The following is a 22,093-nucleotide window of genomic DNA, read 5'->3' on the forward strand; positions in this document are numbered from 1 at the left end:
TCGTGCCATAGCGGTGACGAAACGTCATGAATCGCCCTGGCACGAATCCATGATTCAACACTTGTCGATCGCGTCGTATGTTTTACGCGTTGGGCACACAACCTTTCGGGAACAGGAACAAAGGGCAATGACCGAATTCAGTGACAGCTACACCGACGACTTCGACGGCGACGGCCAGGACGACGACACCCTCTACGTCGAGAGCGACGGCACCGACACGTCGTACCTCGTCGACTACGACAACGACGGCGACATCGACGCCGAGGTGATCGACCTCAACAGTGACGGCACCGCCGACGAGGTTCACGTCGACACCGACGGTGACGGCATCTCGAACTACAGCGGCTACGACACCGACGGCGACGGCATGCTGGACACGTACGACGTCGACTCGGACGGCGACGGCCAGATCGACGCCACCCTGGTCGACAAGGACGGCGACGGCTACGCCGACGCGTAAAGACGTTCCATCCTGGAATCCTATGGGCGGGGTTCCTTGGGGCGCCCGTGACTCGCGTCGCGGGCGCCCCTTTCTCGTGTGTGGACGGAACCGCCCGATGAACGGATGACTTGCGCCGGTAGGCCACCATCGACGTTGTGACAGAGACGACGGACGTTCAGGCTGGCCGAATCTTCGATCCCCTCCCGGAAAGCCCGGGCCCCAAAGGGGTTCCGCACTGCTGCGCGATGATGATCGGCGAGATCGACCGCACCTGTTGGCACCACGACGACGTGTGGGATTGTCCCGACTTCCTGATCTACTACTCGGCCAAGTTCAACGAGTACGGCATCCCGATCCGCGACGGCGGCTCGTCTTACTGGGCCATCAGCCACTGTCCGTGGTGCGGCACGACCCTGCCGGCGTCACGTCGCCTCGACTGGTACGCCCGCGTCGAACACCTCGACATCGACGTGTGGTCCGAGGACGAGGCCCAGCTGCCCGACGAGTATCGCGACGCCCGCTGGTGGCGCGACGGCGTCTAGGACGAGGGTCCGTCGCGGCGCTCGGCGTGCGCACCACGACGACACGGGGCCCGCGCACGGCCGCCTTCACACCACGACCGCCACGACCGCCGTCAGCACGATGAGGAGCAGCACGGCGAACGTGACCACCGTGTAGTGACGGTCGCCCGCACGACGGAACGCGCCGAGCATGATCAGGAGTCGCCCCACCGGAAGCGCGACGAAGACGGCGAGGCTCGCCACGATCACGACGGCACCCGCCGCCCGCGTCGCCTCCCAGAACGCCAGCACCGAACCGAGGGCGAGACACCCGGCACCGAGCCCGGTTCCGTGACGCAGCAACGCCCCGATCGCCCGCCGGGACCGCTCCGCCTCGTCATCGCCCATCACGCCGCCACGAACGCGAACGCGGTCATCGGAACAGCGAGCACCGCCAGAACGACGACCATCGCGGTACGCAGGATCGAGGCCGGGACCCGAACGAGCAGTCGGGCACCGAACATCGAACCCACCACCGACCCGAGGACGGCCGACGCCGCCAGCAACGGCGTCACCGTGCCGCGCAACAGAAACGCCAGCGCCGTCCCGCACCCGGTCACACCGATCATGAGGTTCGCCGTCGCCGACGACACCTTGATCGGCAAACCGAGCGTCATGTCCATCGCGGGAATCTTGAGCACCCCGGAACCGATGCCGAGCAGGGCCGACAGGGTTCCCGCGCCGAACATGACGGTGAGACCCGTGGGCACCCGCCGAACGACGTAAGACCGGACGTCCCCGTCGTCCCGAAACGTCGAGTTGAGACGGAGTCGCGCTCCCCAGTCCCTGCCACGTGACGCGGTCTCCGTCCGGGCGTGCCGCCGTTTGAGCACCTGCACGGCGGACACGATCAGCACCGCGGCGAAGACCCCGTAGAGGATCCGCTCATGGACGAGACCCAGCAGCGCGATGCCGCCGAGCGAACCGAGGACGGTGGCGACTTCGAGTGTCACGGCGAGCCGCAGGTTCGGCAGACCGGCGGCGAGCGCGGCCGGAGCGGCGGCCGACGACGACGCGACGACCGAGAACAGGCTCACGGCGACGGCCGTCTCCCACGGGACGCCACCGACGATGGTCAGGACGGGCACCAGGAAGACCCCTCCGGCCATGCCGACGGCGCTGCCGAGGGCTCCGGACAGCGCGGCGAGGGCCAGGACGAGCGTGAAGGTGATGGGATCGATCGTCACGGCCGCTCCTCCCCGGTCGGTCTGGCCAGTCGGGTCGTGAACGTGACGGCGTCGCCCCGGTAGTGCAGCAGCTCGTAGTCGATGGGCCTTCCCCCGACGGTTCGGGTCGTTCGGGTGATGCGCAGGACGGGCGCTCCGACGGGGCAGTCGAGGGCGGCGGCGACCGTCTCGGACGCGGCGGCGGCCTGCAGCGTGTAGTCGGCGTCGACGAGCGGTATCCCGTACTTCTCCTCCAGCAGCGTGAAGATCGGCACCTCCGCCAAGTCGTCCTCGGCCAACTTCCGTCCGATGTCGACCGGAACGAAGGTGCGGTCGAAGGAGAGCGGTCGCCCTTCGGCCTTCCTGGTGCGTTCGATGCGGGTGACGGTCGCGCCCCACGGCAGCCGGAGGGCTTCCGCGACCTCCCGCTCCGCGTGTTCCTCCGTCAGGGAGACGAGCACCGCCGACGCCTCCAGGCCGATGGCCCGCATGTCCTCCACGAAGCCGGTCAGCGCGGTGAGCGGCTGGTCGACGACGGGCCGAGCGGCGAAGGCGCCCTTGCCCTGCACCACGATCGCGAGCTTCCGCGCGACGAGGTTGGCGATGGCCCGCCGTACCGTGATCCGACTGACCTGGAACTCCTCGATGATTCGGTCCTCGGTCGGCAATCGGTCGCCTGGGGCCATCTCTGCGATGATCCGCGCGGCGAGCGCCCGCTCGACCTGAGCGTAAAGGGGTTCCTTCGACATGGATTCATTATGACGACATGATGAATCTGCCCGGAGATCGGCCCATCGCGCGGCGGCTCGGGCGATTGTGACGCGTGAGGCGGGACGGTCGGCCGAGGCGGCTTCACAGCGAGGCGAGGCATACTGGCCGAATGCAGAAGACGCACTCGGTACTCGGCACCCCCTTGACCGGCCCCTGGCCGGACGGCCTGGAGACGGCCGTCTTCGGCATGGGCTGTTTCTGGGGCGCGGAACGGATTTTCTGGGAGCTGCCCGGCGTCTACTCGACCGCGGTCGGCTACTCCGGGGGCAGCACCGAGTCGCCGACGTACGAGGAGGTCTGCTCCGGGGGCACCGGGCACGCCGAAGTCGTGCTGGTCGTATTCGACCCGAAGGAGATCCCGTACGAGGCGCTGTTGAAGGCGTTCTGGGACAACCACAACCCGACCCAGGGCATGCGGCAGGGAAATGACGTCGGCTCCCAGTACAGGTCCGTCATCTACACCACGAACGACGCCCAGGCCGTCGCCGCGGAGCACAGCCGCGAGGTCTACGCGGGCGTCGTCGCCAACGCGGGGCTCGGCTCGATCACGACGACCATCGCGCCGCTGGGGACCTTCCACTACGCCGAGGACTACCACCAGCAGTACCTCCACAAGAACCCCGGCGGCTACTGCAACCACGGCCCGCAGGTCTACGCGGGCACCATGACGATCGCGGCGCTGACGAATCGATCGTCGTCGCTCCCCATCAACCTCGACCGGTAGTCCGACCTCCCCGTCGCGCGGTGATGCCCGTCGCGACGCCCGACCTAAAGTCGACTATTCCGATAGGTTAAACCGAATTAATCGACATCCCCGGATACTCCCCAAGGGACAACATGGCCCGTCTGTTCGATTTCCCCAACCCTGTCAACGAGGTGTCCGCCCGGCTGGTCGCCGGTGGCGTGGTGGTGCTGTGCGTCAGCGCCATCGTCTTCGACCAGCCGTGGCTGACGGCCGTCATCGCCTACGGTTTCGTGGCCAGGGTGCTCACCGGCCCGACGCTGAGTCCGCTGGGTCAGCTGGCCACCAGGGTCCTCACCCCGGCGCTGCGGCTGCCGGAACGACCGGTTCCCGGTCCGCCCAAGCGTTTCGCTCAAGGCATCGGCGCCGTCTTCTCCGTCACGGCGGCGGTCCTGGCGTTGGGCTTCGGTGCCACGACGGCCGCGTGGATCGTCCTCGGCGCCCTCACCGTGGCGGCGGCGCTCGAGGCCTTCCTCGGGGTCTGTCTCGGCTGCGCGATCTTCGCGGCACTGATGCGCGTCGGTGTCGTCCCCGACGACGTCTGCGAAGCCTGCGATGACATCTGGTCGCGAAGGGCCGCGCGGGAGCACGCGTCGAAGACGTGACGTCCCGGCGCGGATCTCGCGACCGAACACGAAAAAGGGCGCCCCACCAAGGTGGGGCGCCCTTTCAGGCGTACGAGGTGTCCGTCGAACGGACGACCCGGCCGGAACTACTTGAGGGAGATGGTCGCGCCCGCGCCCTCGAGCTGCGCCTTGGCCTTCTCCGCCGCGTCCTTGGCGACCTTCTCGAGGATGGCCTTCGGGGCGCTCTCGACGAGCTCCTTGGCTTCCTTCAGGCCGAGGCTGGTCAGCGCACGGACTTCCTTGATGACCTGGATCTTCTTGTCACCGGCGGCTTCGAGGACGACGTCGAACTCGTCCTTCTCGGCCTCGGCCTCGGCGACGGCGCCGCCGCCACCGACGGCCGCGATGGCGACCGGGGCGGCCGCGGTCACGTCGAAGGTCTCTTCGAACTGCTTGACGAAGTCGGACAGCTCAAGAAGGGTCATCTCCTTGAAAACGTCGAGCAGTTCATCGTTGCTGAGCTTAGCCATTGTGGTTCCTTTCGGTAAAAGATTGACGTCTTATTTGGAGCGACAGGACTAGGCGTCCGCCGCTTCCTTCTTGTCGCGCAGAGCGGCGGCGGCGCGCGCCACCTTCGACGCGGGGGCGACGAACAGGGCCGCGGCCTTGGACATGTTGCCCTTCATCGCGCCGGCCAGCTTGGCGAGCAGCACCTCGCGCGAGTCGAGGTCGGCGATCTTGGCGATCTCCGCGGCGTCGATGGCACGACCGTCCATCACGCCGCCCTTGATCACAAGGGCCTCGTTCTCCTTGGCGAAGTCGCGCAGCGCCTTGGCGGCATCAACCGGGTCGCCCGACACGAAGGTCAGGGCGGTCGGCCCGGTGAAGTACTCGTCCAGTCCGGACACGCCAGCGTTGTTGGCGGCCAGCTTGGCCAGGGTGTTCTTCGACACGCGGTACGACGCGCCGTCGCCGAGCGAGCGGCGAAGCGCGGCCAGCTGCGGCACGGTCAGGCCACGGTACTCGGTCAGCATCGTGGCGGTCGATTCGCGGAACTTCTCAGTCAGCTCCTCGACGGCGTCGACCTTGTCCTTGGCGATCACCTTGTCAGCCATGTCCCTCCTTCCTAAAGCCTTGGCCGAAGACAGCCATGGGGAGGGGCAAAAATGACGATCGCCCCGGCGCGGTGAGCGCGGGGCGAGAAGAAATCCACAATGGTGGTACTCGGCCGTACTCCCTACGCGGGTCGTGCCGTCACTTCCGGCACCTTCGATCACCCGCGAGCGGGCGATGACCGACGGTCTTCGGGTATCAGTTGAAAACTGGAGAAGCGTATCAGACCTGTTGTTCGACCGGAACGTCGGTGGCCACGAGTTGTCGGTCACGCGAGCGACGGAACAGCCAGGCGATCGCTGCGCCCCCGGCGAGGATCGCGACGAGCATCGGAGTTCCGAGCCACCAACCGCCGACGTCGTTCTCCGACGGCACCGCGACCGTGTCCTGAGTGACGTCGTCCGGCAGTTCCAGCGGGTAGTCGTCGGTGGGGGCGACGGCGGCGGTCAGCGCGCTGTAGGCGTCGACTGTGCCGTAACCGAAACCGGGATCGCGGCCGTCGCCGGTCTCATCGTGGGCGGTGTAAATCAGTCTGTTGATGATGTCGGCGGCGGACGCGTTCGGGTATTGCGAACGGATCAGCGCCGCAACGCCCGAGACGAGGGCGGCCGCGCCGGAGGTGCCGGAGGCGACCTGCGGCCGCGCGCCGGGCTGAATGTGCGGGAGCCCCTCGGCGGGGGCGCACACGACGACGGAGTCACCCGTGACGGAGCCCGACCACACGTACCCGGACTTGTTCATGCCGGACACGGCGACGACGCCGGGGATCGAGGCCGGTTCGCCGACACGGACGTCGTCCTCGGTCTTGTTGCCGACGGCGGCGACGAGGACCGCGTCGTGGTCGATCGCGTAGCGGAGCATTTCCCGCTTCCACCCGGTGTCGAGGGTCTGCTTACCGCGCAAGGAAAGGTTGATGATGCTGGCGCCGTTGTCGATCGCCCAGCGAACGCCTTCGTAGACGAGGTCCGGGTCGAGTCGGCCCTCGGTGTCGCGTTCGACCCGCACCGGCAGGATCCGGGCGTCGGGGGCGACCCCGAGCACTTCCGAACCGGTTCCGGCGATGAGTCCGGCCATCGCGGTGCCGTGACCGTCGACGTCGAGGTCACCGCCGCCGGGACGGGGGCCCTCGGGCGTCATGGTGACCCCTTCGAGGACCTTGCCGTCGAGGTCCGGGTGCAGGCGGTCGACACCGGTGTCGATGACCGCGACCGTCACACCCTCCCCTGTGGATAGCTCGTGGGCCTCTTCGATCTTCATCGCGTCGATGTACCAGTCGGAGCCGAGGACGGGCTCCACTTCGGTCGGAGTCTCGACGGGGGTCGGGTCCGGCTGCGGCTCAGGGGTCGCCGGGTCGGCGTCCGCGAGAGGGGCGATGAGGATGAGTGGCACGAGCGCCAACGCGGCCACAAGGGCGGTCCTGCGGCGCATGCGGAGCCTCCTGATTGCGTCTTTGTACGTCTTTGTGGTCTGTGTCAGGTCGTCCGGCGCCCGACTGGGCGCACAGGGCGACGGCTCAGGATGGGTCGGAAGGGTCGCGTCCCGTGTGTCGCCAACCGTTCTCGTGAAAGCGAAAGGCGCCCTGTCTTCTTACCAGAAGTCAGGACGCCCCATCAGACTACGTCAGGCCTCGACCGTCTCGCGGGTCTTCGTCGGGTCGAGCGGGATGCCCGGCCCCATCGTCGTGGACACGGTGACCTTCTTGAGGTACTTGCCCTTCGAGGACGACGGCTTCAACCGCAGGACCTCTTCCGCGACGGCGGCGTAGTTGTCGGCCAGCTGCTCAGGCGTGAAGTTCGCCTTGCCGATGATCAGGTGCAGGTTGGCGTGCTTGTCGATGCGGAAGGCGATCTTTCCGCCCTTGATGTCGGACACGGCCTTCGCCACGTCCATCGTGACCGTTCCGGTCTTCGGGTTCGGCATGAGACCGCGCGGGCCCAGGATCCGCGCGATCCGGCCGACCTTGGCCATCTGGTCGGGCGTGGCGATCGCGGCGTCGAAGTCGAGCCAACCGTCGGCGACCTTCTTGATCAGGTCTTCCGAGCCGACCTCGTCGGCGCCGGCCGCGACGGCGGCTTCGGCCTTCTCGCCGGCGGCGAACACGATGACGCGAGCGGTCTTACCGGTGCCATGCGGCAGGCTGACGGTGCCGCGCACCATCTGGTCGGCCTTGCGCGGGTCGACGCCCAGGCGCATGGCGACCTCGACGGTCGCGTCGAACTTCGCGGTGTTGGTCTGCTTCGCGAGCGTCACGGCCTCGAGCGGGCCGTACAGCTTGTCCTTGTCGATGAGGTCGAAGGACTTGCGATAGTTCTTGCTGCGTTTCATTTCGCACCCTATATCTACTTTGGATGTTGTGGTCTGGGCTGTACGCGCGCACCCCGCCACGTGGTTCTTTTATGCTATGTGGACCATCAGGTCGTCGGCCGCGCCGACCGGTGCCCTAGAACAGGACGGACCGGGCGGTACCGGCGATGCCGTTTCACCTCCGCGAGAGGGCGTACACCCTCGCGCTCCCCGCGAACGGGCGAGGCTTCAGCCGGAGACGGTGATCCCCATCGACCGGGCGGTGCCGGCGATGATCTTGTCGGCGGCGTCGAGGTCGTTGGCGTTGAGGTCGGCCATCTTCTTCTCGGCGATGTCACGGACCTGCGCGGCGGTGACGGTTCCGACCTTCTCGCGGTGCGGTTCGCCGGAACCCTTGGCGACACCGGCGGCCTTCAGCAGCAGCTTCGCCGCCGGAGGCGTCTTCAACACGAAGGTGAAGGAGCGGTCCTCGTACACCGAGATCTCGGCCGGGACGATCTCGCCCCGCTGGCTTTCGGTCGCGGCGTTGTAGGCCTTGCAGAACTCCATGATGTTCACGCCGTGCTGACCGAGCGCGGGACCAACCGGCGGTGCCGGGGTCGCCTGGCCTGCGGTCAACTCCAGCTTGAACGTCACCTGAAGTTTTTTCTTGGGAGCCATTGTTTTCTTCCTGGACTTTCGATTGTCGGCCCGGCGCGGGCCGGTCATGGCACCGGCGCGCGGAATTCCTGCGCGCCGGACAACTTACCGATACTAACCGCCGTCACAGCACCACCTTCAGCGGTGGGCGGTGACAACCGCTACAGCGGAGTGACCTGATTGAAGTTGACCTCGACCGGCGTCTCCCGACCGAAGATCGACACCAGGACCTTGAGCTTCTGCTGGTCGGCGTTGATTTCGGAGATGGTCGCCGGCTGAGCGGCGAAGACACCGTCGGTGACGGTCACGGAGTCGCCGATCTCGAAGTCGAGAACCTTGACGTCGGAGGTCAATCCGCCGTCGGATGACGTCGCGGCGGAGGATTCCTCGGACTTCATGGCCGGCGCGAGCCACTTGAGGACCTCTTCGAGAGGCAGCGGCGACGGCCGGTCCGTGCGGTCGGTGGCGCCGACGAAACCCGTCACGCCGGGCGTGTTCCGGACGACCGAGTAGGACTCCGGGGTCAACTCCATGCGCACGAGCACATAACTGGGGAAGACCTTCGCCTGGACCTTGGACCGCTTGCCGTTCTTGATCTCGACCTGCGTGTGCGTCGGAACCTCGATCTGGAAGATGTAGTCCTCCATGTCGAAGCTGACGATGCGACCCTCGAGGTTGGTCTTCACCCGGTTCTCAAAGCCCGCGTATGAATGCACGACATACCATTCGCCGGGAGCGAACCGGAGTGCCTGACGAAGCTCTTCAACCGGGTCGACGACCTGCTCGGTCTCCTCGCCGTCCGCCTCGACCGGATTGGTCGGCTGCACTGCGGTCTCGTCGTTCTCGGACACGCTGATAGCTCACATTCTCTCGGGTTTTTCCGCTTTGGGGCGGCAATCGCGACGCTGTGCACTGGCAGTTTACCGGTTGGCACGGCTCGCCCCTCGCGCGATGCAGCGCGCACGAGCCCCTCGCGCGTCTGTCTTGCCTGCAAGACTAACGCGGTCGCCGCGCGGGGCGACGACCGTCCACCCGGAGCCGAGGCGCCGGACGAGGTGATGACTAGGCGGATTCGTTTCCGAAGACCAGCTCGACGACGCGGTTGAAGCCGAGGTCGAAACCGGTGATGACCGCGATCATGATCGCGACGAAGACCAGCACGACGAGCGTGTAGGTCAGCAGCTCCTTGCGGGTGGGGTAGACCACCTTGCGCAGCTGCTCGACGACCTCGCGGAAGAACAGGAACAACCGACCGATGGGGCCACGGCGGGCGTCGGGGTTCTTCGCTTCCTTCTTGTCGTCGGACTTCTTCGAGTCCGTCTTCGTCTTCGACGCGGACTTGTCGTCGGACTTCTTGTCGGACTTGTCCGACTTACCGCCCTTGGCCTTGGGCTCGGCCTTGGAATCGTCCTTTTTGGAGGACTTGCCGGAACGCTTCGGGGCGTCCTCGTTGCGGCTGTCGTCGTCGGCCACGGCGGCTTTCCTCCATGCGATGGGGCGGGTTGTGACGCGTACGTCTCATTTGTTGATACCGCCTGGCACGGGCGGCGCGCCGACAGCATACCTCAGGGTCGGCTACGCCACCATCTCGCGGCCACCGTGATCGTCACGCGTCCGCGACACGGTGAACCTTGTGCTGGGCGGCCTGCGCGAGCGGACGCACCACCAGCCTGTCCACATTGACATGCTGCGGCCTGGTCGCGACGAACGCGACGCAATCGGCTATGTCGTCCGCCACCAGCGGCTCGGCGACACCGGCGTACACCTTCGCGGCGGCCCCGGCGTCGCCACGGTTGCGGACCAGCGAGAACTCCTCGGTCTTGACCATGCCCGGATCGATCTCGACGACCCGCACCGGCTCACCGCACAACTCGAGCCGCAGCGTCTCCGTCAACGCCGTCTCCGCGTGCTTCGCCGCCGTGTACCCGCCGCCACCCTCGTACGTCACGAGGCCCGCCGTCGACGAGACGACGACGATCGTCCCCGCACCCGAGGCGATCAACAGCGGCAGCAGCGCCTTCGTCACCCGCGCCGTCCCGAGCACGTTGACGTCGTACATGTGCTGCCAATCCGACAGGTTCGCGTCGGCGACCGTCTCGAAACCGAGCGCCCCGCCCGCGTTGTTGACGAGCAGCCGCAGCTCACCCGGAACGTCCGCGACGGCCGCCGCCAAAGCGGTGACGTCCGCGTCGACCGTGATGTCACACGCGAACGGGGTCCCGTCGATCTCGGCCGCGAGTTCCCGCAACCGGTCGAAACGACGCGCGCACACGACCACGTGGAAACCTTCGGCGGCCAACCGGCGGGCCGTGGCGGCACCGATACCGGACGACGCGCCCGTGACAACAGCGAGAGGACGGCTCATGGGCGCCATCCTGCCATGCGACGACCGCGCACCGCACGCGCGAGCGACCACCGAAACCGCGTCGAAACACACCCGACATCGCCGCGTCGACTGTATGACTGGTCACGATCCGCCGTCGGAAACTGGCGATCACCCCAGCGGACGGGGAAGATGCCGGATAGGCACGAGGGCCCTCAACCGAGCGGCCACACCGGGAACAGGGAAGACGAGTGGCATAGATGTCGGCAGCCAGACGCCGTGAACTCGACCGCGCGATCACGCCGTGCCGGGGCCGGGGCGGCCCCATCCGCGTCGCCATGATCTCCATGCACACCTCCCCGCTCGCACAACCGGGCGTCGGTGACGCCGGGGGCATGAACGTCTACGTCCGCAAGACGGCGGCGGAGTTGGCGGCGCTCGGAGTCGGCGTCGAGGTCTTCACCCGCGCCACCGCCAGCACCCAACCGCCCGTGACGACCCTGAGCGACGGGGTGACGGTGCACCACGTCCCCGCCGGGCCGTTCGAGGGAATCGCCAAGAACGAGCTGTCCTCACAACTGTGCGCGTTCACCTCGGGCCTCCTGCGAACGGAGGCGGCCCGCCCGTCCGGCTACTTCGACGTCGTCCATAGCCACTACTGGCTGTCCGGCCAGTCCGGCTGGCTCGCCGCCGACCGCTGGGGCGTGCCGCTCGTCCACACCGCGCACACCCTCGCGAAGGTCAAGAACCTGCACCTCGCGGCGACGGACACCCCGGAGCCGCTGTCCCGCGTCGTCGGCGAGGAACAGGTCGTCACCGAGTCGGACGCGCTCGTGACGAACACCGCCGCCGAGGCCAGCGAACTCGTCGACCTGTACGACGCGGACCCGGGCAAGGTCGTCGTGACACCGCCGGGCGTCGACACCGACGTCTTCGCTCCCGGGGATCGCGCCGCGGCCCGCCGGGCACTCGGCATCGCCGGAGACGAACTCGTCATAGGATTCGCCGGCCGCATCCAACCGTTGAAGGCCCCCGACGTGCTGCTGCGCGCCGTCGCGGATCTGCGCCGGACACACCCCGGCGTGGCCCGCCGGGTTCGCGTCGTCATCGTCGGAGGGCCGTCCGGGAACGGCACCGAACACCCGCACTGGCTGCCCGAGCTGGCCCGCGACCTCGGCATCGCGCCGTCGGTGATGTTCCTTCCGCCGCGCGCCGACGCCGCGCTCGCCGCCGTGTTCCGCGCGTGCGACGTCGTTTGCGTACCGAGCCACAACGAGACCTTCGGTCTCGTCGCCTTGGAGGCTCAGGCCTGCGGGACGCCGGTCGTCGCCGCCGCCGTCGGCGGGCTCACGACCGCCGTAGCCGACGGCCACAGTGGAGTTCTTGTGGACGGTCACGATCCTCGCGCGTGGGCGCACGCCCTCGGTGAGCTCCTCGGCGATCCCCGTCGGCGCGCGGTTCTCTCCGCCGGCGCCAGGGAGCACGCCGCCGCGTTCACGTGGGCGCAGACCGCGCGCAACCTGCTTCGCGTCTACCGCGACGCGATCACCGCGAATCGGTCGGTGTCGCGGCGGGCCGTCGTGCCCGGCAGGGCGTTACGGTCTACCGCATGGAGGAGCTGCTGGCGGGGCTGGACGTCGAATGGGAGCGGTCGGGCCCGCGTTCCTGGGTCGTGACGCTGCCGGGAACCCGCAAATTGAAGACCCTGTGCAACATCATCGAAGAGGACCACGCGGTCCGCTTGGAGGCGTTCGTCGTCCGGGCTCCAGAGGAGAACCACGCCGAACTGTGGCGCCTACTGTTGCGGCGCAACGCCCAGATGTACGGGGTCGCGTTCGCGATCGACGAACACGGCGACGTCTACCTGATGGGGCGGGTGTCCGCCGCCGCGATCGACGCCGCCGAACTGGACCGGCTGCTCGGCTGCGTCCTGCGCTACTCCGACGACGTGTTCAACACGGCGCTCGAGATCGGTTTCGCGTCGTCGATCACGCGCGAATGGCGTTGGCGGGTCGAACGGGGCGAGCCGACCGGCAACCTCGCGGCCTTCGAGCACCTGCGACCGGAGTGACGCCCGCTCGTCGAGCGTCGACCGGGGTTACGACGGGACGCGCCGGTTCGGGCTTCGCGTTGCGTCGGTCTGGGCGTCGCGGCGAGTAGACCACCATCGATTCCGCATCAGTAGCGCTTTGGCCTGAGGGACAACGAATGCCCCCATGATTCATCCTTTGTGGTGCATCTCGGGGGCCTCCGGCCTCCTCCCCACGGTCGACGCTACTCCCCGAAGCTGAAGCCAGGCTAAAGCCGCCTGAAATCGCTTCAGGCGCGACCGGTCGACGCCGAGCCGTGCCCTACAGGAACGCGTGTCCCTCCCCGCGGTACGTGGGCACGACCCCCGTCACCCGATCCCCCTCGACCAGGTGCAGTTCGTTGACGCGCTCGCACAGTTCTCCGGCCTTCGCGTGCCTGAACCACACGCGGTCGCCGACGGCGAGCGCCGACGCCCCGGGGCCGGTGAGCGGCGTCTGAACCTCGCCGGCCCCCTCGAGTTTGGTCAGTTTCAGTCCGGCCGGGAGCCATGGCGACGGCAGACGCGAGAAGGAACCGTCGCCGGAGGCGACCCATCCGCCGCCGTGGACGGTCGCGAGATCCGGGGTCGGTTTGCGGACGACGGGCAGGCAGAACGCCGCGGCGGGGCGCGGGTCGAAGTCATCGTAGCCATCGAAGAGGGACGGAGCGTAGAAGCCGCTGCCCGCCGTCAGTTCGGTGACGGAACGGTCCGAGGCGGTCAGCCGAAGGCTTCCGGTGCCGCCGCCGTTGACGAACGCGAGGTCGGCGAGTTCGCGGACGGCGTCGACGGCGCCTTGGCGGCGCTCGGCGAGTTCGGTGAACGATCGGCGTTGCATGAAGCGCACGGCGGAGGCGGCGAGGCCATTGCCGGGCGCGATCCCGGCGATCTGCGCCTCGTAGCCCATCATGCCGACGAGGGTGAAACCGTCGCGGGCGACGACGCGTCGGGCGAGCGCGACGGCGTCGGCGGGTTCGTGGACGGGTGAGCGGCGTACGCCGATGTGGCCGAGTCCCATTGGGCGCCATGAGACGTCGAGGTCGATGCAGACGCGGATGGCGTGTCGGGTGTTCGGGGGCGCGATCGCGTCGATGAGGTCGAGTTGGGCCGTGTCGTCGATCATGAGGGTGATGACGGCGGCGGCCTCGGGGTCGGCGAGGAGTTCGGCGAGGGCGGGGCGGTCGGCGCTGGGGTAGCCGATGACGATGTCGTCGCTGACGTGCTCGGAGTGAAGCCAGAGGGCTTCGCGGAGGCTGAACGCGAGGATTCCGGCGAAGCCGTCGTAGCGGAGGGCGCGGTCGAGGAGGGCTCGGCAGCGGAGCGACTTGCTGGCGATTCGGATGGGAAGGCCACCGCGTCGGTCGGCGAGCACGGTCGCGTTAAAGTCAAAGGCGTCGATGTCCACGATTGCCAGTGGGGTGGCGATGTCCGCCGTGGCGGTGTCATAGCGTTTCCGGGTCCCCGCCAAGTCGTGAATATCATTCATCTTTTGAGTCTAGCCCCCGTTCACGCCAGCACAAGGCCGCGCGACGGACGCGGCTCACACGATCGACCGGGGCTGCCGTGACGGCAGTCGCGACGTCGATACGCTGTCCTACGGATCGCAACTTAACCCGGACCGTCCACGGCGACGCGACGCGACGCGCTCGGCGGCTTCCGGAGATAGAGGCACGGGGCCGCCTCTAGAGTTGAGCGATCGCGGGCCGTGAGCCCGCATACGGCCAGCAGAAGCGCGAACGGTAGAGAAGGCGGACATCACATGTCGGGTGTTTCGGATCTGAAGGCCACCCTGCGGATCCGCCCGTTCCGGCGGTTGTGGGCCGTGCTCGGTTTGTCGGCCATCGGCGACTGGCTCGGGCTCCTCGCGTCGGCGATCTTCGCCGCCGCCCAGTTCAACAACAGCACCGCCCAAGGCGCGGCGTTCAGCTCCGTCGTCGTCGTGCGGTTGCTTCCGTCGATCGTGCTCGGTCCGCTGTCGGGCATCTTCGCCGACCGGTGGGACCGGCGCATCACGATGGCGGTGTGCGACCTGCTGCGGTTCGGCCTGTTCCTGTCGATGCCGCTGGTCGCGTTGTGGGCGGGAACCGGGCTCGGCGCGGCCACCTGGATCGTCGTCGCCCAGTTCCTCGTCGAAGCGGTCGGCATGATGTGGATGCCCGCCAAGGAGGCGGCCGTCCCCAACCTGCTGCCCAAGGCCCGACTGGAGGCCGCGAACCAGCTCACCCTCATCACGACCTACGGGCTCGCCCCCGTCGCCGCCTCCGGACTGCTCGCGTTCCTGGAGTCCCCACTCATCGCGCGACCGCTCGGAGACCTCGGCGACTGGGCCGCGCCCTCGGCGATCGGGTTGTACGTCAACGCGTTCACGTTCCTCGCGTCCGCCGCCGTCGTCTACTTCGGGATCCCCGAGGTGAGCATCCGAAAGATCACCCCCGGCTCCGAGCTGACGACGGCGAAGCACACCGGCATGGTCAGGGAGTTCGCCGACGGCTGGCGCTACGTCGCCCGCACGACGATGGTCCGCGGGCTCGTCATCGGCATCATGGGGGCGTTCGCGGGCGCGGGCGTCATCATCGGCACCGGAAACTTCTACGCGCGGACCCTCGGCGGCGGTCAGGCGACGTTCAACCTGCTGTTCGCGACGATCTTCGTCGGCATCGGCATCGGCGTCGCGCTCGGACCGGTCATCGTCAAAGACCTGTCCCGTAAGCGCCTGTTCGGCATGAGCATCGTGCTCGCCGGCATCGGCCTGTTCGTCAACGCGATCGCTCCGCACGTGTCCATCGCCTTGATCGGCACGGCCGTCGTCGGCGCCGGAGCCGGCATGGCCTTCCTGGCCGGCATCACCCTTCTCGGCCGCGAAGTCGACGACACCGTGCGCGGGCGCATCTTCGCGTTCATCTCGACCGGCGCGCGAGTCGTCCTCATGGTCAGCGTCGCGGGCGCCGGACTCATCGCCGGTTTCGGCAGCTCCCGCCAAGTCGACCTTGGCCTGTTCACGTACGACCTGTCGTTCAGCCGTCTGCTGCTGCTCATCGCCGCCGTCCTCGCCGTCGCCGTCGGCATCGCGTCCTTCCGACAGATGGACGACAAGCCCGGTGTGCCGATCCTCGCCGACCTGTGGGGATCCATCCGCGGACGGCCGTTGTCGCCCGGCACCCCCGCCGAGCGCGGCTTCTTCGTCGTCTTCGAAGGCGGTGAGGGCAGCGGCAAGTCGACACAGTCCGTCAAGCTCGCCGCCCGGTTGCGGCTGCGCGGACACGAAGTGGTCCTCACCCGCGAACCCGGCGCGACCGAACTCGGCACCCGCATCCGCACGCTCGTGCTCGACCCCGAGTCGGGAATGTGGCCGTCGCCGCGAGCGGAGGCCCTGCTGTACGCCGCCGACCGCGCCCAACACGTCGCGAAGGTCGTCCGACCGGCGCTCGACGCGAGCAGCGTCGTCATCTCCGACCGGTACATCGACTCCTCGCTCGCCTACCAGGGCGGCGGACGGGCGATGCCGTCCGAGGAGATCGCCTGGTTGTCGAACTGGGCCACCGGCGGGCTCCGGCCGAACCTCGTCGTCCTGCTCGACATCGACCCCGCCGAGGGGCTGCGCCGCGCCACGTCCGGCGGCGCCGACCGGCTCGAACGCGAATCGCTCGCCTTCCACGAGAAGGTCCGGTACAAGTTCCAGGACCTCGCGTCGGAGGACCCGTCGCGGTACCTCGTCATCGACGGGTCGCTCCCGCCCGACGAGATCGCCGCGAAGGTCAACGAACGCGTCGAACAACTGCTCGCCGCGCCGGACGCGCCGCACAACGCGTCGGGCTGGCCGCTGTACGACGGCAGTGACGACCGACCCGCGCCCACCGACCCGGACGCGACCGTCGTCATGCCCAAGGCCACCGACCCCGGAGCCAGACCCGATCCCTCGCCCGCTCAGGACGAACCCGAGGCCGAACCGGCGCCCGACACGGCCGACGAGGAACCCCCGGCACCCGAACCCGAACCCCCGGCAACGCTCTCGGCCCCGCCGCCCGATACGACCCCGATCAGCGACCCCCGCGACGAAGGAACACCCTCCGACAACGGCTCGACGACACCCGACCGACCCCGGCGAGTCCCCGGACTCGATGAGACGGCGCTGTTCCCACGCGTCAACGGGACGATCCCCATCGACCCGCCCGACGCGACCGCGATCATGCCGACAGTCGACGACCCGCGCGCCGGCACGATCGCCGGGACCGAGTTCGACGAACCTCCCACCGATCACATCCACTTCAGGCAAGGCCGGGTGTCGCCATGACCGCGCCGGTTTTCCAGGCGCTCGTCGGTCAGGACGCGGTCGTCGAAGAACTGACCGCCGCCGCCGAGGCCGCCGCCACGGGCGGCGGCGGCATGACCCACGCGTGGCTCTTCACCGGGCCGCCCGGCTCGGGCCGGTCCGTCGCGGCGCGCGCCTTCGCGGCCGCGCTGCAATGCCCACGTCGCGGCTGCGGGGACTGCGCCACCTGCCACACGACCCTGTCCGGTAGCCACGGCGACGTCACCCACGTCGTCCCCGACGGACTCACCATCGGCGTCGCCACCATGCGCGACCTCATCGCCGCCGCCAGCCGCTCCCCCAGCACCGGCAATCGACAGATCCTCCTCGTCGAGGACGCCGACCGGCTCACCGAAGCCGCCGGAAACGCCCTCCTCAAATCCATCGAGGAACCACCCGCGCGCACCGTGTTCCTCCTGTGCGCGCCATCGGCGAACCCCGCCGAAATCTCCGTCACGATCCGGTCCCGGTGCCGCCTCGTCGCGCTCGTCCAACCGTCCGTCGACGCCGTCGCGGAACTGCTGACCCGCACCGACAACGCCGACCCCGCGACCGCGGCCCTGTACGCGGCCGCCGCGCAAGGCCACATCGGACGCGCACGGCGCCTCGTCACCGACGTCGAGGCGCGCCAACGACGCGAGTCGATCCTCGCGATCCCCCGGCAACTGTCGAGCGTCAGCGCCTGCTTCGTCGCCGCCGACCAGCTCATCGCCGCCGCCGAATCCGAGGCCGCCGCCGCCAACGACGGCATCGCCGAACGCGAACGCGCCGAACTGGAGATGGCGCTCGGCAAGGGCGGCACCGGAAAGGGCGCCACGAAGGCGACCAGGGGAAGCGCCGGCGTCATCAAGGACCTCGAACGACGCCAGAAGATGCGCCTGACCCGCGCCCAACGCGACACCCTCGACAGGGCGCTCATCGACCTCGCCGCTTTCTACCGGGACGTCCTGCTCATCGGCCTCGGCTCGACCGTCTCCCCGATCCACCCCGACGTCGGCGACATCGCCCGCAGCGCGTCCCAGAAGTGGACCGCCGAAAGCGTCCTGCGACGCATCGACGCGATCCTGCACTGCCGCGAGTCGATCGACGCCAACGTCCGCCCCCGAATCGCGGTCGAATCGATGATGCTCAAACTCTGGAAGGGTTGAGGCACGGCGTCGGTCGTCAGTCGCGCGGCCGGAACACGCCGACCAGCACCCGCACCATGAGCATCAGCGAACACACCAACAGGACGTAACCGAACACCTGATACAGCCGGATCTCCGCCGACACCATTGGCCCGGACTGACTGTCCAGCAACAACACCGCCATGATCCCCGTCGTCGCGGCGAGCACCGTCGACAACGCCTGACCGAGGAAGCCGGACACGACGGCGCGATCCCGCGGGTCGGCGAACAACCGGATGTTCGCGCTCAACCGGCCGTGCTCCATCGCCGCGCTGATCCGTTCGATCCGGCGCGGGATTCGACGCAGCGTCGGCAGCATCGCCCGCAGCTCGTCCTCGGCAGCGGCCCGCAGCGACGGCGGGGCCAGCAGCGACGCGAACTCCTCCGCCGCGTACGCCTTCGCCTCGTCCACGATCCGAAACGACGGCACGAGCTCCGTCAACGTCCCCTCGATCGTCGCGAGCGCCCGGAACACGGCGGCGATCTCGCGTGGCAGGGCGACGCCGTACCGCGACACGAGCCGGAACAGGTCGGTGAACATCTCAGAATCGGGTGTCGAGCCGAGCGACAGGTGCCGCGCCATGAACCGGCCGAGAGCGCGCTCGAGGCCGTCGGTGTCGACGTCGTCGGTGCGCTCCATGATCTCAAGAAGTCCATCATGGAGTGCGGCTGGGTCGCGCTGGTCGATCGCGATGAGCAGCTGCCGCAGCGACGCCTGCAGGCCCGCGTCGATGCGTCCGACGGAACCGTAGTCGATGAACGCGACCCGACCGTCGGCGAGCAGCAGGATGTTGCCGGGGTGCGGGTCGGCGTGGAACACGCCGTCGACGAGGATCTGACGCAGCAGGCACCGTAGCAGCGATCTGGCGACCCGGTCGGCGTCGAGGCCTCTGGCGTCGAACGCGGCGCCGCCCGCGAGGGGTTCGCCGTCCAGGTACTGCATGACGAGGACGCGTTCGGTGCTGTGGTCGCGGTGCACCGTCGGCAGCAACACGTCATCCATGGTGGAGGGTTCGGGTGCGCCGGCGGCGGCGACCGCGGCGATGTTGCGGGCTTCGACCCGGAAGTCGAGTTCTTCGCGCAGCGCGATCGCGAAGCCTTCCACGAGGTCGCGGACGCCGATGCGGGACGCCCATTCGGTGCGTTTGTGGACGGTGGCGGCGAGCCGGGAGAGGATCTCCAGGTCGCGTTCGACCTGTCCGACGGCGCCGGGGCGGCGGACCTTCACGACGACGTCCTCGCCGGTGCGCAGGCGGGCCCGATAGACCTGGGCGATCGAGGCGGCGGCGATCGGTGTCGTCTCGAAGTCGATGAAGGTGTCGGCGATGGGGGCACCGAGGTCGTGGATCAACAGGGGCTCGATGCGTTCCCACGGTTCGGGGGCGACGTCGTCCTGCAGGCGGGAGAGTTCCGCGATGACGTCGGGCCCGAACAGGTCTCGTCGCGTCGACAGGACCTGTCCGAGTTTCACGAAGGTGACGCCGGCCTGTTCCATCGCCAGGCGGAACGACTTGGCGAGCATCACGGACTGGCGGCCGGTGTCGGCGCGTCCCGCGAGGTAGCCGCCGAGGCCGTGGCGGACGAGGATCGTCGTTATCCGCGTGTATCGCGTGCCCCGGCGGAAGCGCCCGTGGAGGGCGCGGATTCGGCCGATCGCTCCCCCGCCACCGGGAGTGAGGGCTTCGCTGATCGCGAGCGTCAGGAGGATCGAGATGAAGGTGACGCCGAGGAAGATCGCGAACGCGGAGCCGGTGGAGGCGCCCCGGGACAGGACCGGGTTGACGGTGACGACGCCGACGACGATGCCGACGAGAGCCGACAGGCCCGCCCGGATGACACCGACGCGGAGGCCCATGAGGCGTGCGGCGGACTTGATGAGCAGCACGACGACGCCGATGAGACCGACGAACATCAGCACGCCTATGAACAGCTCCACCAGCGACAACGACTGATATTCCTGAGTGATCAACACGGCGCCACGCTACCCGCCGCCGGTGTCGGCTCCCTGGAGGGTTTCCGCCCCGTTCCCTTGTGGGGGCGGGTTCCTGAAGCGCGTTTCAGGCGGCTTTAGGTCCCATTCAGCTCTCCATGGGTAGTCTCCGACTTAGGGGAGGAGGCTGGAGGCCCCCGAGACTCACCACAAGGGATTATAATCGGCGATTATGCCTGCGCCCCAATGCGTCTGAAGATCGTCAATTCCGTCGACCCCTGGGGACACTCCTCCCGATCCGATGCCGACCATCATCGGTGACGACGTATCGCCAGGAGCCACCCCGGGCGCCCCCGGGCCGCGCCGGTCAGGATCCCGTCATGCGGCGCACGTCGAGCGCCTCGTCGAGTTGTTCCACCGTGATCCGGCCGTCGTCGACGTGACCGCGTTCGAGCACGACCTCCCGAATGGCCTTGCGTTCCGCGAGCGCCTGTTTGGCGATGGCGGCGGCCTCCTCGTATCCGAGGTGTCGATTCAACGGCGTCACGATGGAGGGTGACCCTTCGGCGTATTCGCGGCAGCGGTCGACGTCGGCGCTGAGTCCGGCGACGGTGCGTTCGGCGAACTGGACGCAGATAGTCGACAGGATCCGGATGCTCTCGAGCAGGTTGCGGGCCATGACCGGCATCATCACGTTCAGTTCGAAGTCACCGACGCCGGACGCGGCGACGGCCGCGTCGTTGCCGATGACCTGCGCGGCGACCATCCGCATCGCCTCGCACAGCACCGGGTTGACCTTTCCCGGCATGATCGACGACCCGGGTTGCAGGTCCGGCAGTCGCAGCTCGGCGAGTCCGGCGCGCGGCCCCGAGCCCAGCCACCTGATGTCGTTGGCGATCTTGGACAGTCCGATGGCGATGGTGCGGAGTTGACCGGACAGTTCGACGAGCGCGTCCCTGGCACCTTGGGCCTCGAAGTGGTTGCGGGCCTCGGTCAGTGGCAGGCCCGTGAGACGGCCGAGGCCGGCGATGACGGCGGGCGCGAAACCGTCGGGGGTGTTGATGCCGGTGCCGACGGCGGTGCCGCCGAGCGGGAGTTCCGCGACGCGAGGCAGTGTCGATTCGAGGCGTTCGATGCCGTACTGGATTTGCGCGGCGTACCCGTCGAACTCCTGCCCGAGCGTGACGGGTGTGGCGTCCATGAGGTGGGTTCGTCCGGCCTTCACGACGTCGGCGAACTCGGTGGCCTTGTCGGTGAGCGCGTCGGCGAGGCGCCGCAGGGCGGGCGACAGGTCGTTGACGAGGCCGTCGACGGCGGCGATGTGGATCGACGACGGGAACACGTCGTTGGACGACTGTGAGGCATTGACGTGGTCGTTCGGGTGCACCGGTTCATCGCTTGTGGAGGAGGCGATGGTCGCGATGACCTCGTTCATGTTCATGTTGGACGACGTCCCGGAGCCGGTTTGGAACACGTCGACGGGGAAGTGTTCGTCGTAGGTGCCGGCGGCGACGTCGAGGGCGGCCTCGGTGATCGCGGCGGCGCGTTCGGCGGACAGCGCTCCGAGCTCGGCGTTCACGCCGGCGGCGACGGCTTTGATCTGGGCGAGCGCCTTGATGTGCGCCCGTTCCAAGGTGACCCCGGAGATGGGGAAGTTCTCGACGGCGCGTTGCGTTTGCGCTCGCCACGCGGCCCACGCGGGAACCCGGACTTCGCCCATCGTGTCGTGTTCAATGCGTACGTCGTCGGTTTGGCTCATGCGGCCCATCATGCCGCAGTGGCGGGATTCGCCGACGCCGAAAACGGCCACACCGTGGGCGATCTGGGCCACGTCCGGTCGCGTTGGTGGGCCGTCGGCGGGCGTCTTTCGCCTGGTTCGGGCGGCGGGTGCGCCGGTGTCGGCCGGTGGGGGGTCCACTGGCCGCCGTAGCCGCGTCGCTGGGTGTCGGGGCAGCCTCTAGGGTGATGGCGTCTGACATGGGGACCCAGGAGAG

The 22,093-nt window shown here is 68.3% G+C and carries 21 protein-coding genes and 1 pseudogene; 8 read left to right on the top strand and 14 right to left on the bottom strand.

The annotated features are described in order from the left end of the window. Positions 1–127: 127 nt before the first annotated feature. On the top strand, positions 128–460 hold the full coding sequence (locus ACM9NP_RS12435; RefSeq protein ID WP_415646817.1) for a hypothetical protein: 333 nt from the start codon (positions 128–130) through the stop codon (positions 458–460). A 137-nt stretch (positions 461–597) separates the two neighbouring features. Next, a complete protein-coding gene (locus ACM9NP_RS12440; RefSeq protein WP_415646818.1) occupies positions 598–984 on the top strand; it encodes a DUF6980 family protein in 387 nt (128 codons plus the stop codon). 66 nt (positions 985–1,050) lie between these two features. On the opposite strand, the gene ACM9NP_RS12445 is transcribed toward ACM9NP_RS12440, so the two are convergent. From ACM9NP_RS12445 to ACM9NP_RS12455, 3 genes are read right to left on the bottom strand one after another with little or no spacing between them, the layout of a single operon-like run. Then, on the bottom strand, positions 1,051–1,350 hold the full coding sequence (locus tag ACM9NP_RS12445; RefSeq protein ID WP_415646819.1) for a hypothetical protein: 300 nt from the start codon (positions 1,348–1,350) through the stop codon (positions 1,051–1,053). Continuing rightward, a complete protein-coding gene (locus tag ACM9NP_RS12450; RefSeq protein ID WP_415646820.1) occupies positions 1,350–2,189 on the bottom strand; it encodes a sulfite exporter TauE/SafE family protein in 840 nt (279 codons plus the stop codon). Before ACM9NP_RS12450 ends, ACM9NP_RS12445 begins: the two co-directional genes overlap by 1 nt. Further along, a complete protein-coding gene (locus ACM9NP_RS12455) occupies positions 2,186–2,917 on the bottom strand; it encodes a GntR family transcriptional regulator (RefSeq protein WP_415646821.1) in 732 nt (243 codons plus the stop codon). Before ACM9NP_RS12455 ends, ACM9NP_RS12450 begins: the two co-directional genes overlap by 4 nt. A 131-nt stretch (positions 2,918–3,048) precedes the next feature. Here ACM9NP_RS12455 and msrA point away from each other — a divergent pair, with 131 nt between their 5' ends. After that, positions 3,049–3,663 carry a peptide-methionine (S)-S-oxide reductase MsrA gene (gene msrA / locus ACM9NP_RS12460; protein ID WP_415646822.1) on the top strand — a complete coding sequence of 205 codons (615 nt, stop codon included), beginning with the start codon at positions 3,049–3,051 and terminating at the stop codon, positions 3,661–3,663. A 113-nt stretch (positions 3,664–3,776) separates the two neighbouring features. Beyond that, positions 3,777–4,286 (top strand): DUF4395 domain-containing protein, encoded by a 510-nt coding sequence (locus ACM9NP_RS12465; protein WP_415646823.1) that lies wholly within the window; start codon positions 3,777–3,779, stop codon positions 4,284–4,286. Between the two features lie 107 nt (positions 4,287–4,393). Here the strand turns inward: ACM9NP_RS12465 and rplL are convergent, their stop codons facing one another. The 8 genes from rplL to ACM9NP_RS12505 form a co-directional block, all read right to left on the bottom strand. Continuing rightward, a complete protein-coding gene (gene rplL, locus ACM9NP_RS12470) occupies positions 4,394–4,777 on the bottom strand; it encodes a 50S ribosomal protein L7/L12 (RefSeq protein ID WP_415646824.1) in 384 nt (127 codons plus the stop codon). 48 nt (positions 4,778–4,825) lie between these two features. Further along, complete coding sequence (rplJ, locus tag ACM9NP_RS12475) at positions 4,826–5,362, bottom strand: 50S ribosomal protein L10 (protein WP_415646825.1); 537 nt, start codon at positions 5,360–5,362, stop codon at positions 4,826–4,828. Between the two features lie 220 nt (positions 5,363–5,582). Next, on the bottom strand, positions 5,583–6,788 hold the full coding sequence (locus ACM9NP_RS12480) for a S8 family serine peptidase (RefSeq protein WP_415646826.1): 1,206 nt from the start codon (positions 6,786–6,788) through the stop codon (positions 5,583–5,585). A gap of 192 nt (positions 6,789–6,980) precedes the next feature. Beyond that, complete coding sequence (rplA, locus tag ACM9NP_RS12485; protein ID WP_415646827.1) at positions 6,981–7,685, bottom strand: 50S ribosomal protein L1; 705 nt, start codon at positions 7,683–7,685, stop codon at positions 6,981–6,983. Between the two features lie 207 nt (positions 7,686–7,892). Continuing rightward, positions 7,893–8,324 carry a 50S ribosomal protein L11 gene (rplK, locus tag ACM9NP_RS12490; protein ID WP_415646828.1) on the bottom strand — a complete coding sequence of 144 codons (432 nt, stop codon included), beginning with the start codon at positions 8,322–8,324 and terminating at the stop codon, positions 7,893–7,895. Positions 8,325–8,464: 140 nt separating this feature from the next. Next, positions 8,465–9,160, bottom strand: coding sequence for a transcription termination/antitermination protein NusG (gene nusG, locus ACM9NP_RS12495; protein ID WP_415646870.1), 696 nt, complete (start codon positions 9,158–9,160; stop codon positions 8,465–8,467). A 205-nt stretch (positions 9,161–9,365) separates the two neighbouring features. Beyond that, positions 9,366–9,776 (bottom strand): preprotein translocase subunit SecE, encoded by a 411-nt coding sequence (gene secE / locus ACM9NP_RS12500; RefSeq protein WP_415646829.1) that lies wholly within the window; start codon positions 9,774–9,776, stop codon positions 9,366–9,368. 133 nt (positions 9,777–9,909) lie between these two features. Next, complete coding sequence (locus ACM9NP_RS12505; RefSeq protein WP_415646830.1) at positions 9,910–10,668, bottom strand: SDR family NAD(P)-dependent oxidoreductase; 759 nt, start codon at positions 10,666–10,668, stop codon at positions 9,910–9,912. A gap of 218 nt (positions 10,669–10,886) precedes the next feature. On the opposite strand from ACM9NP_RS12505, the gene mshA reads away from it, so the two are divergent. Continuing rightward, positions 10,887–12,302, top strand: coding sequence for a D-inositol-3-phosphate glycosyltransferase (gene mshA / locus ACM9NP_RS12510; protein WP_415646831.1), 1,416 nt, complete (start codon positions 10,887–10,889; stop codon positions 12,300–12,302). Next, on the top strand, positions 12,236–12,697 hold the full coding sequence (locus ACM9NP_RS12515; RefSeq protein ID WP_415646832.1) for a type III secretion system chaperone family protein: 462 nt from the start codon (positions 12,236–12,238) through the stop codon (positions 12,695–12,697). The genes mshA and ACM9NP_RS12515 overlap by 67 nt, the downstream gene beginning before the upstream one ends. 280 nt (positions 12,698–12,977) lie before the next feature. On the opposite strand, the gene ACM9NP_RS12520 is transcribed toward ACM9NP_RS12515, so the two are convergent. Then, a complete protein-coding gene (locus ACM9NP_RS12520; protein WP_415646833.1) occupies positions 12,978–14,180 on the bottom strand; it encodes an amino acid deaminase/aldolase in 1,203 nt (400 codons plus the stop codon). Between the two features lie 336 nt (positions 14,181–14,516). On the opposite strand from ACM9NP_RS12520, the pseudogene tmk reads away from it, so the two are divergent. Next, positions 14,517–16,643, top strand: a pseudogene (tmk, locus tag ACM9NP_RS12525) (dTMP kinase); the annotation flags it as partial. Positions 16,644–16,981: 338 nt separating this feature from the next. After that, a complete protein-coding gene (locus ACM9NP_RS12530) occupies positions 16,982–18,151 on the top strand; it encodes a DNA polymerase III subunit delta' (protein WP_415646834.1) in 1,170 nt (389 codons plus the stop codon). A 16-nt stretch (positions 18,152–18,167) separates the two neighbouring features. Here ACM9NP_RS12530 and ACM9NP_RS12535 read toward each other — a convergent pair whose 3' ends face one another. Both ACM9NP_RS12535 and ACM9NP_RS12540 read right to left on the bottom strand, forming a co-directional pair. After that, a complete protein-coding gene (locus tag ACM9NP_RS12535) occupies positions 18,168–20,141 on the bottom strand; it encodes an ABC1 kinase family protein (RefSeq protein WP_415646835.1) in 1,974 nt (657 codons plus the stop codon). Positions 20,142–20,466: 325 nt separating this feature from the next. Further along, entirely contained in the window at positions 20,467–21,858 is a 1,392-nt protein-coding gene (locus ACM9NP_RS12540; protein ID WP_415646836.1) for a class II fumarate hydratase, read from the bottom strand. Between the last annotated feature and the right edge of the window lie 235 nt (positions 21,859–22,093).

This window comes from Stackebrandtia soli, from assembly GCF_965137155.1.
Lineage (GTDB): Bacteria > Actinomycetota > Actinomycetes > Mycobacteriales > Micromonosporaceae > Stackebrandtia > Stackebrandtia soli.

Coding starts and splice junctions, on each gene's coding strand:
- ACM9NP_RS12520 (WP_415646833.1), bottom strand. CDS start 14,180: ATGAATGATATTCACGACTTGGCGGGGACCCGGAAACGCTATGACACC.
- rplJ (WP_415646825.1), bottom strand. CDS start 5,362: ATGGCTGACAAGGTGATCGCCAAGGACAAGGTCGACGCCGTCGAGGAG.
- msrA (WP_415646822.1), top strand. CDS start 3,049: ATGCAGAAGACGCACTCGGTACTCGGCACCCCCTTGACCGGCCCCTGG.
- ACM9NP_RS12445 (WP_415646819.1), bottom strand. CDS start 1,350: ATGGGCGATGACGAGGCGGAGCGGTCCCGGCGGGCGATCGGGGCGTTG.
- ACM9NP_RS12465 (WP_415646823.1), top strand. CDS start 3,777: ATGGCCCGTCTGTTCGATTTCCCCAACCCTGTCAACGAGGTGTCCGCC.
- ACM9NP_RS12435 (WP_415646817.1), top strand. CDS start 128: ATGACCGAATTCAGTGACAGCTACACCGACGACTTCGACGGCGACGGC.
- rplL (WP_415646824.1), bottom strand. CDS start 4,777: ATGGCTAAGCTCAGCAACGATGAACTGCTCGACGTTTTCAAGGAGATG.
- ACM9NP_RS12515 (WP_415646832.1), top strand. CDS start 12,236: ATGGAGGAGCTGCTGGCGGGGCTGGACGTCGAATGGGAGCGGTCGGGC.
- mshA (WP_415646831.1), top strand. CDS start 10,887: ATGTCGGCAGCCAGACGCCGTGAACTCGACCGCGCGATCACGCCGTGC.
- ACM9NP_RS12530 (WP_415646834.1), top strand. CDS start 16,982: ATGACCGCGCCGGTTTTCCAGGCGCTCGTCGGTCAGGACGCGGTCGTC.
- rplA (WP_415646827.1), bottom strand. CDS start 7,685: ATGAAACGCAGCAAGAACTATCGCAAGTCCTTCGACCTCATCGACAAG.
- rplK (WP_415646828.1), bottom strand. CDS start 8,324: ATGGCTCCCAAGAAAAAACTTCAGGTGACGTTCAAGCTGGAGTTGACC.
- ACM9NP_RS12480 (WP_415646826.1), bottom strand. CDS start 6,788: ATGCGCCGCAGGACCGCCCTTGTGGCCGCGTTGGCGCTCGTGCCACTC.
- ACM9NP_RS12540 (WP_415646836.1), bottom strand. CDS start 21,858: ATGAGCCAAACCGACGACGTACGCATTGAACACGACACGATGGGCGAA.
- ACM9NP_RS12455 (WP_415646821.1), bottom strand. CDS start 2,917: ATGTCGAAGGAACCCCTTTACGCTCAGGTCGAGCGGGCGCTCGCCGCG.
- ACM9NP_RS12505 (WP_415646830.1), bottom strand. CDS start 10,668: ATGAGCCGTCCTCTCGCTGTTGTCACGGGCGCGTCGTCCGGTATCGGT.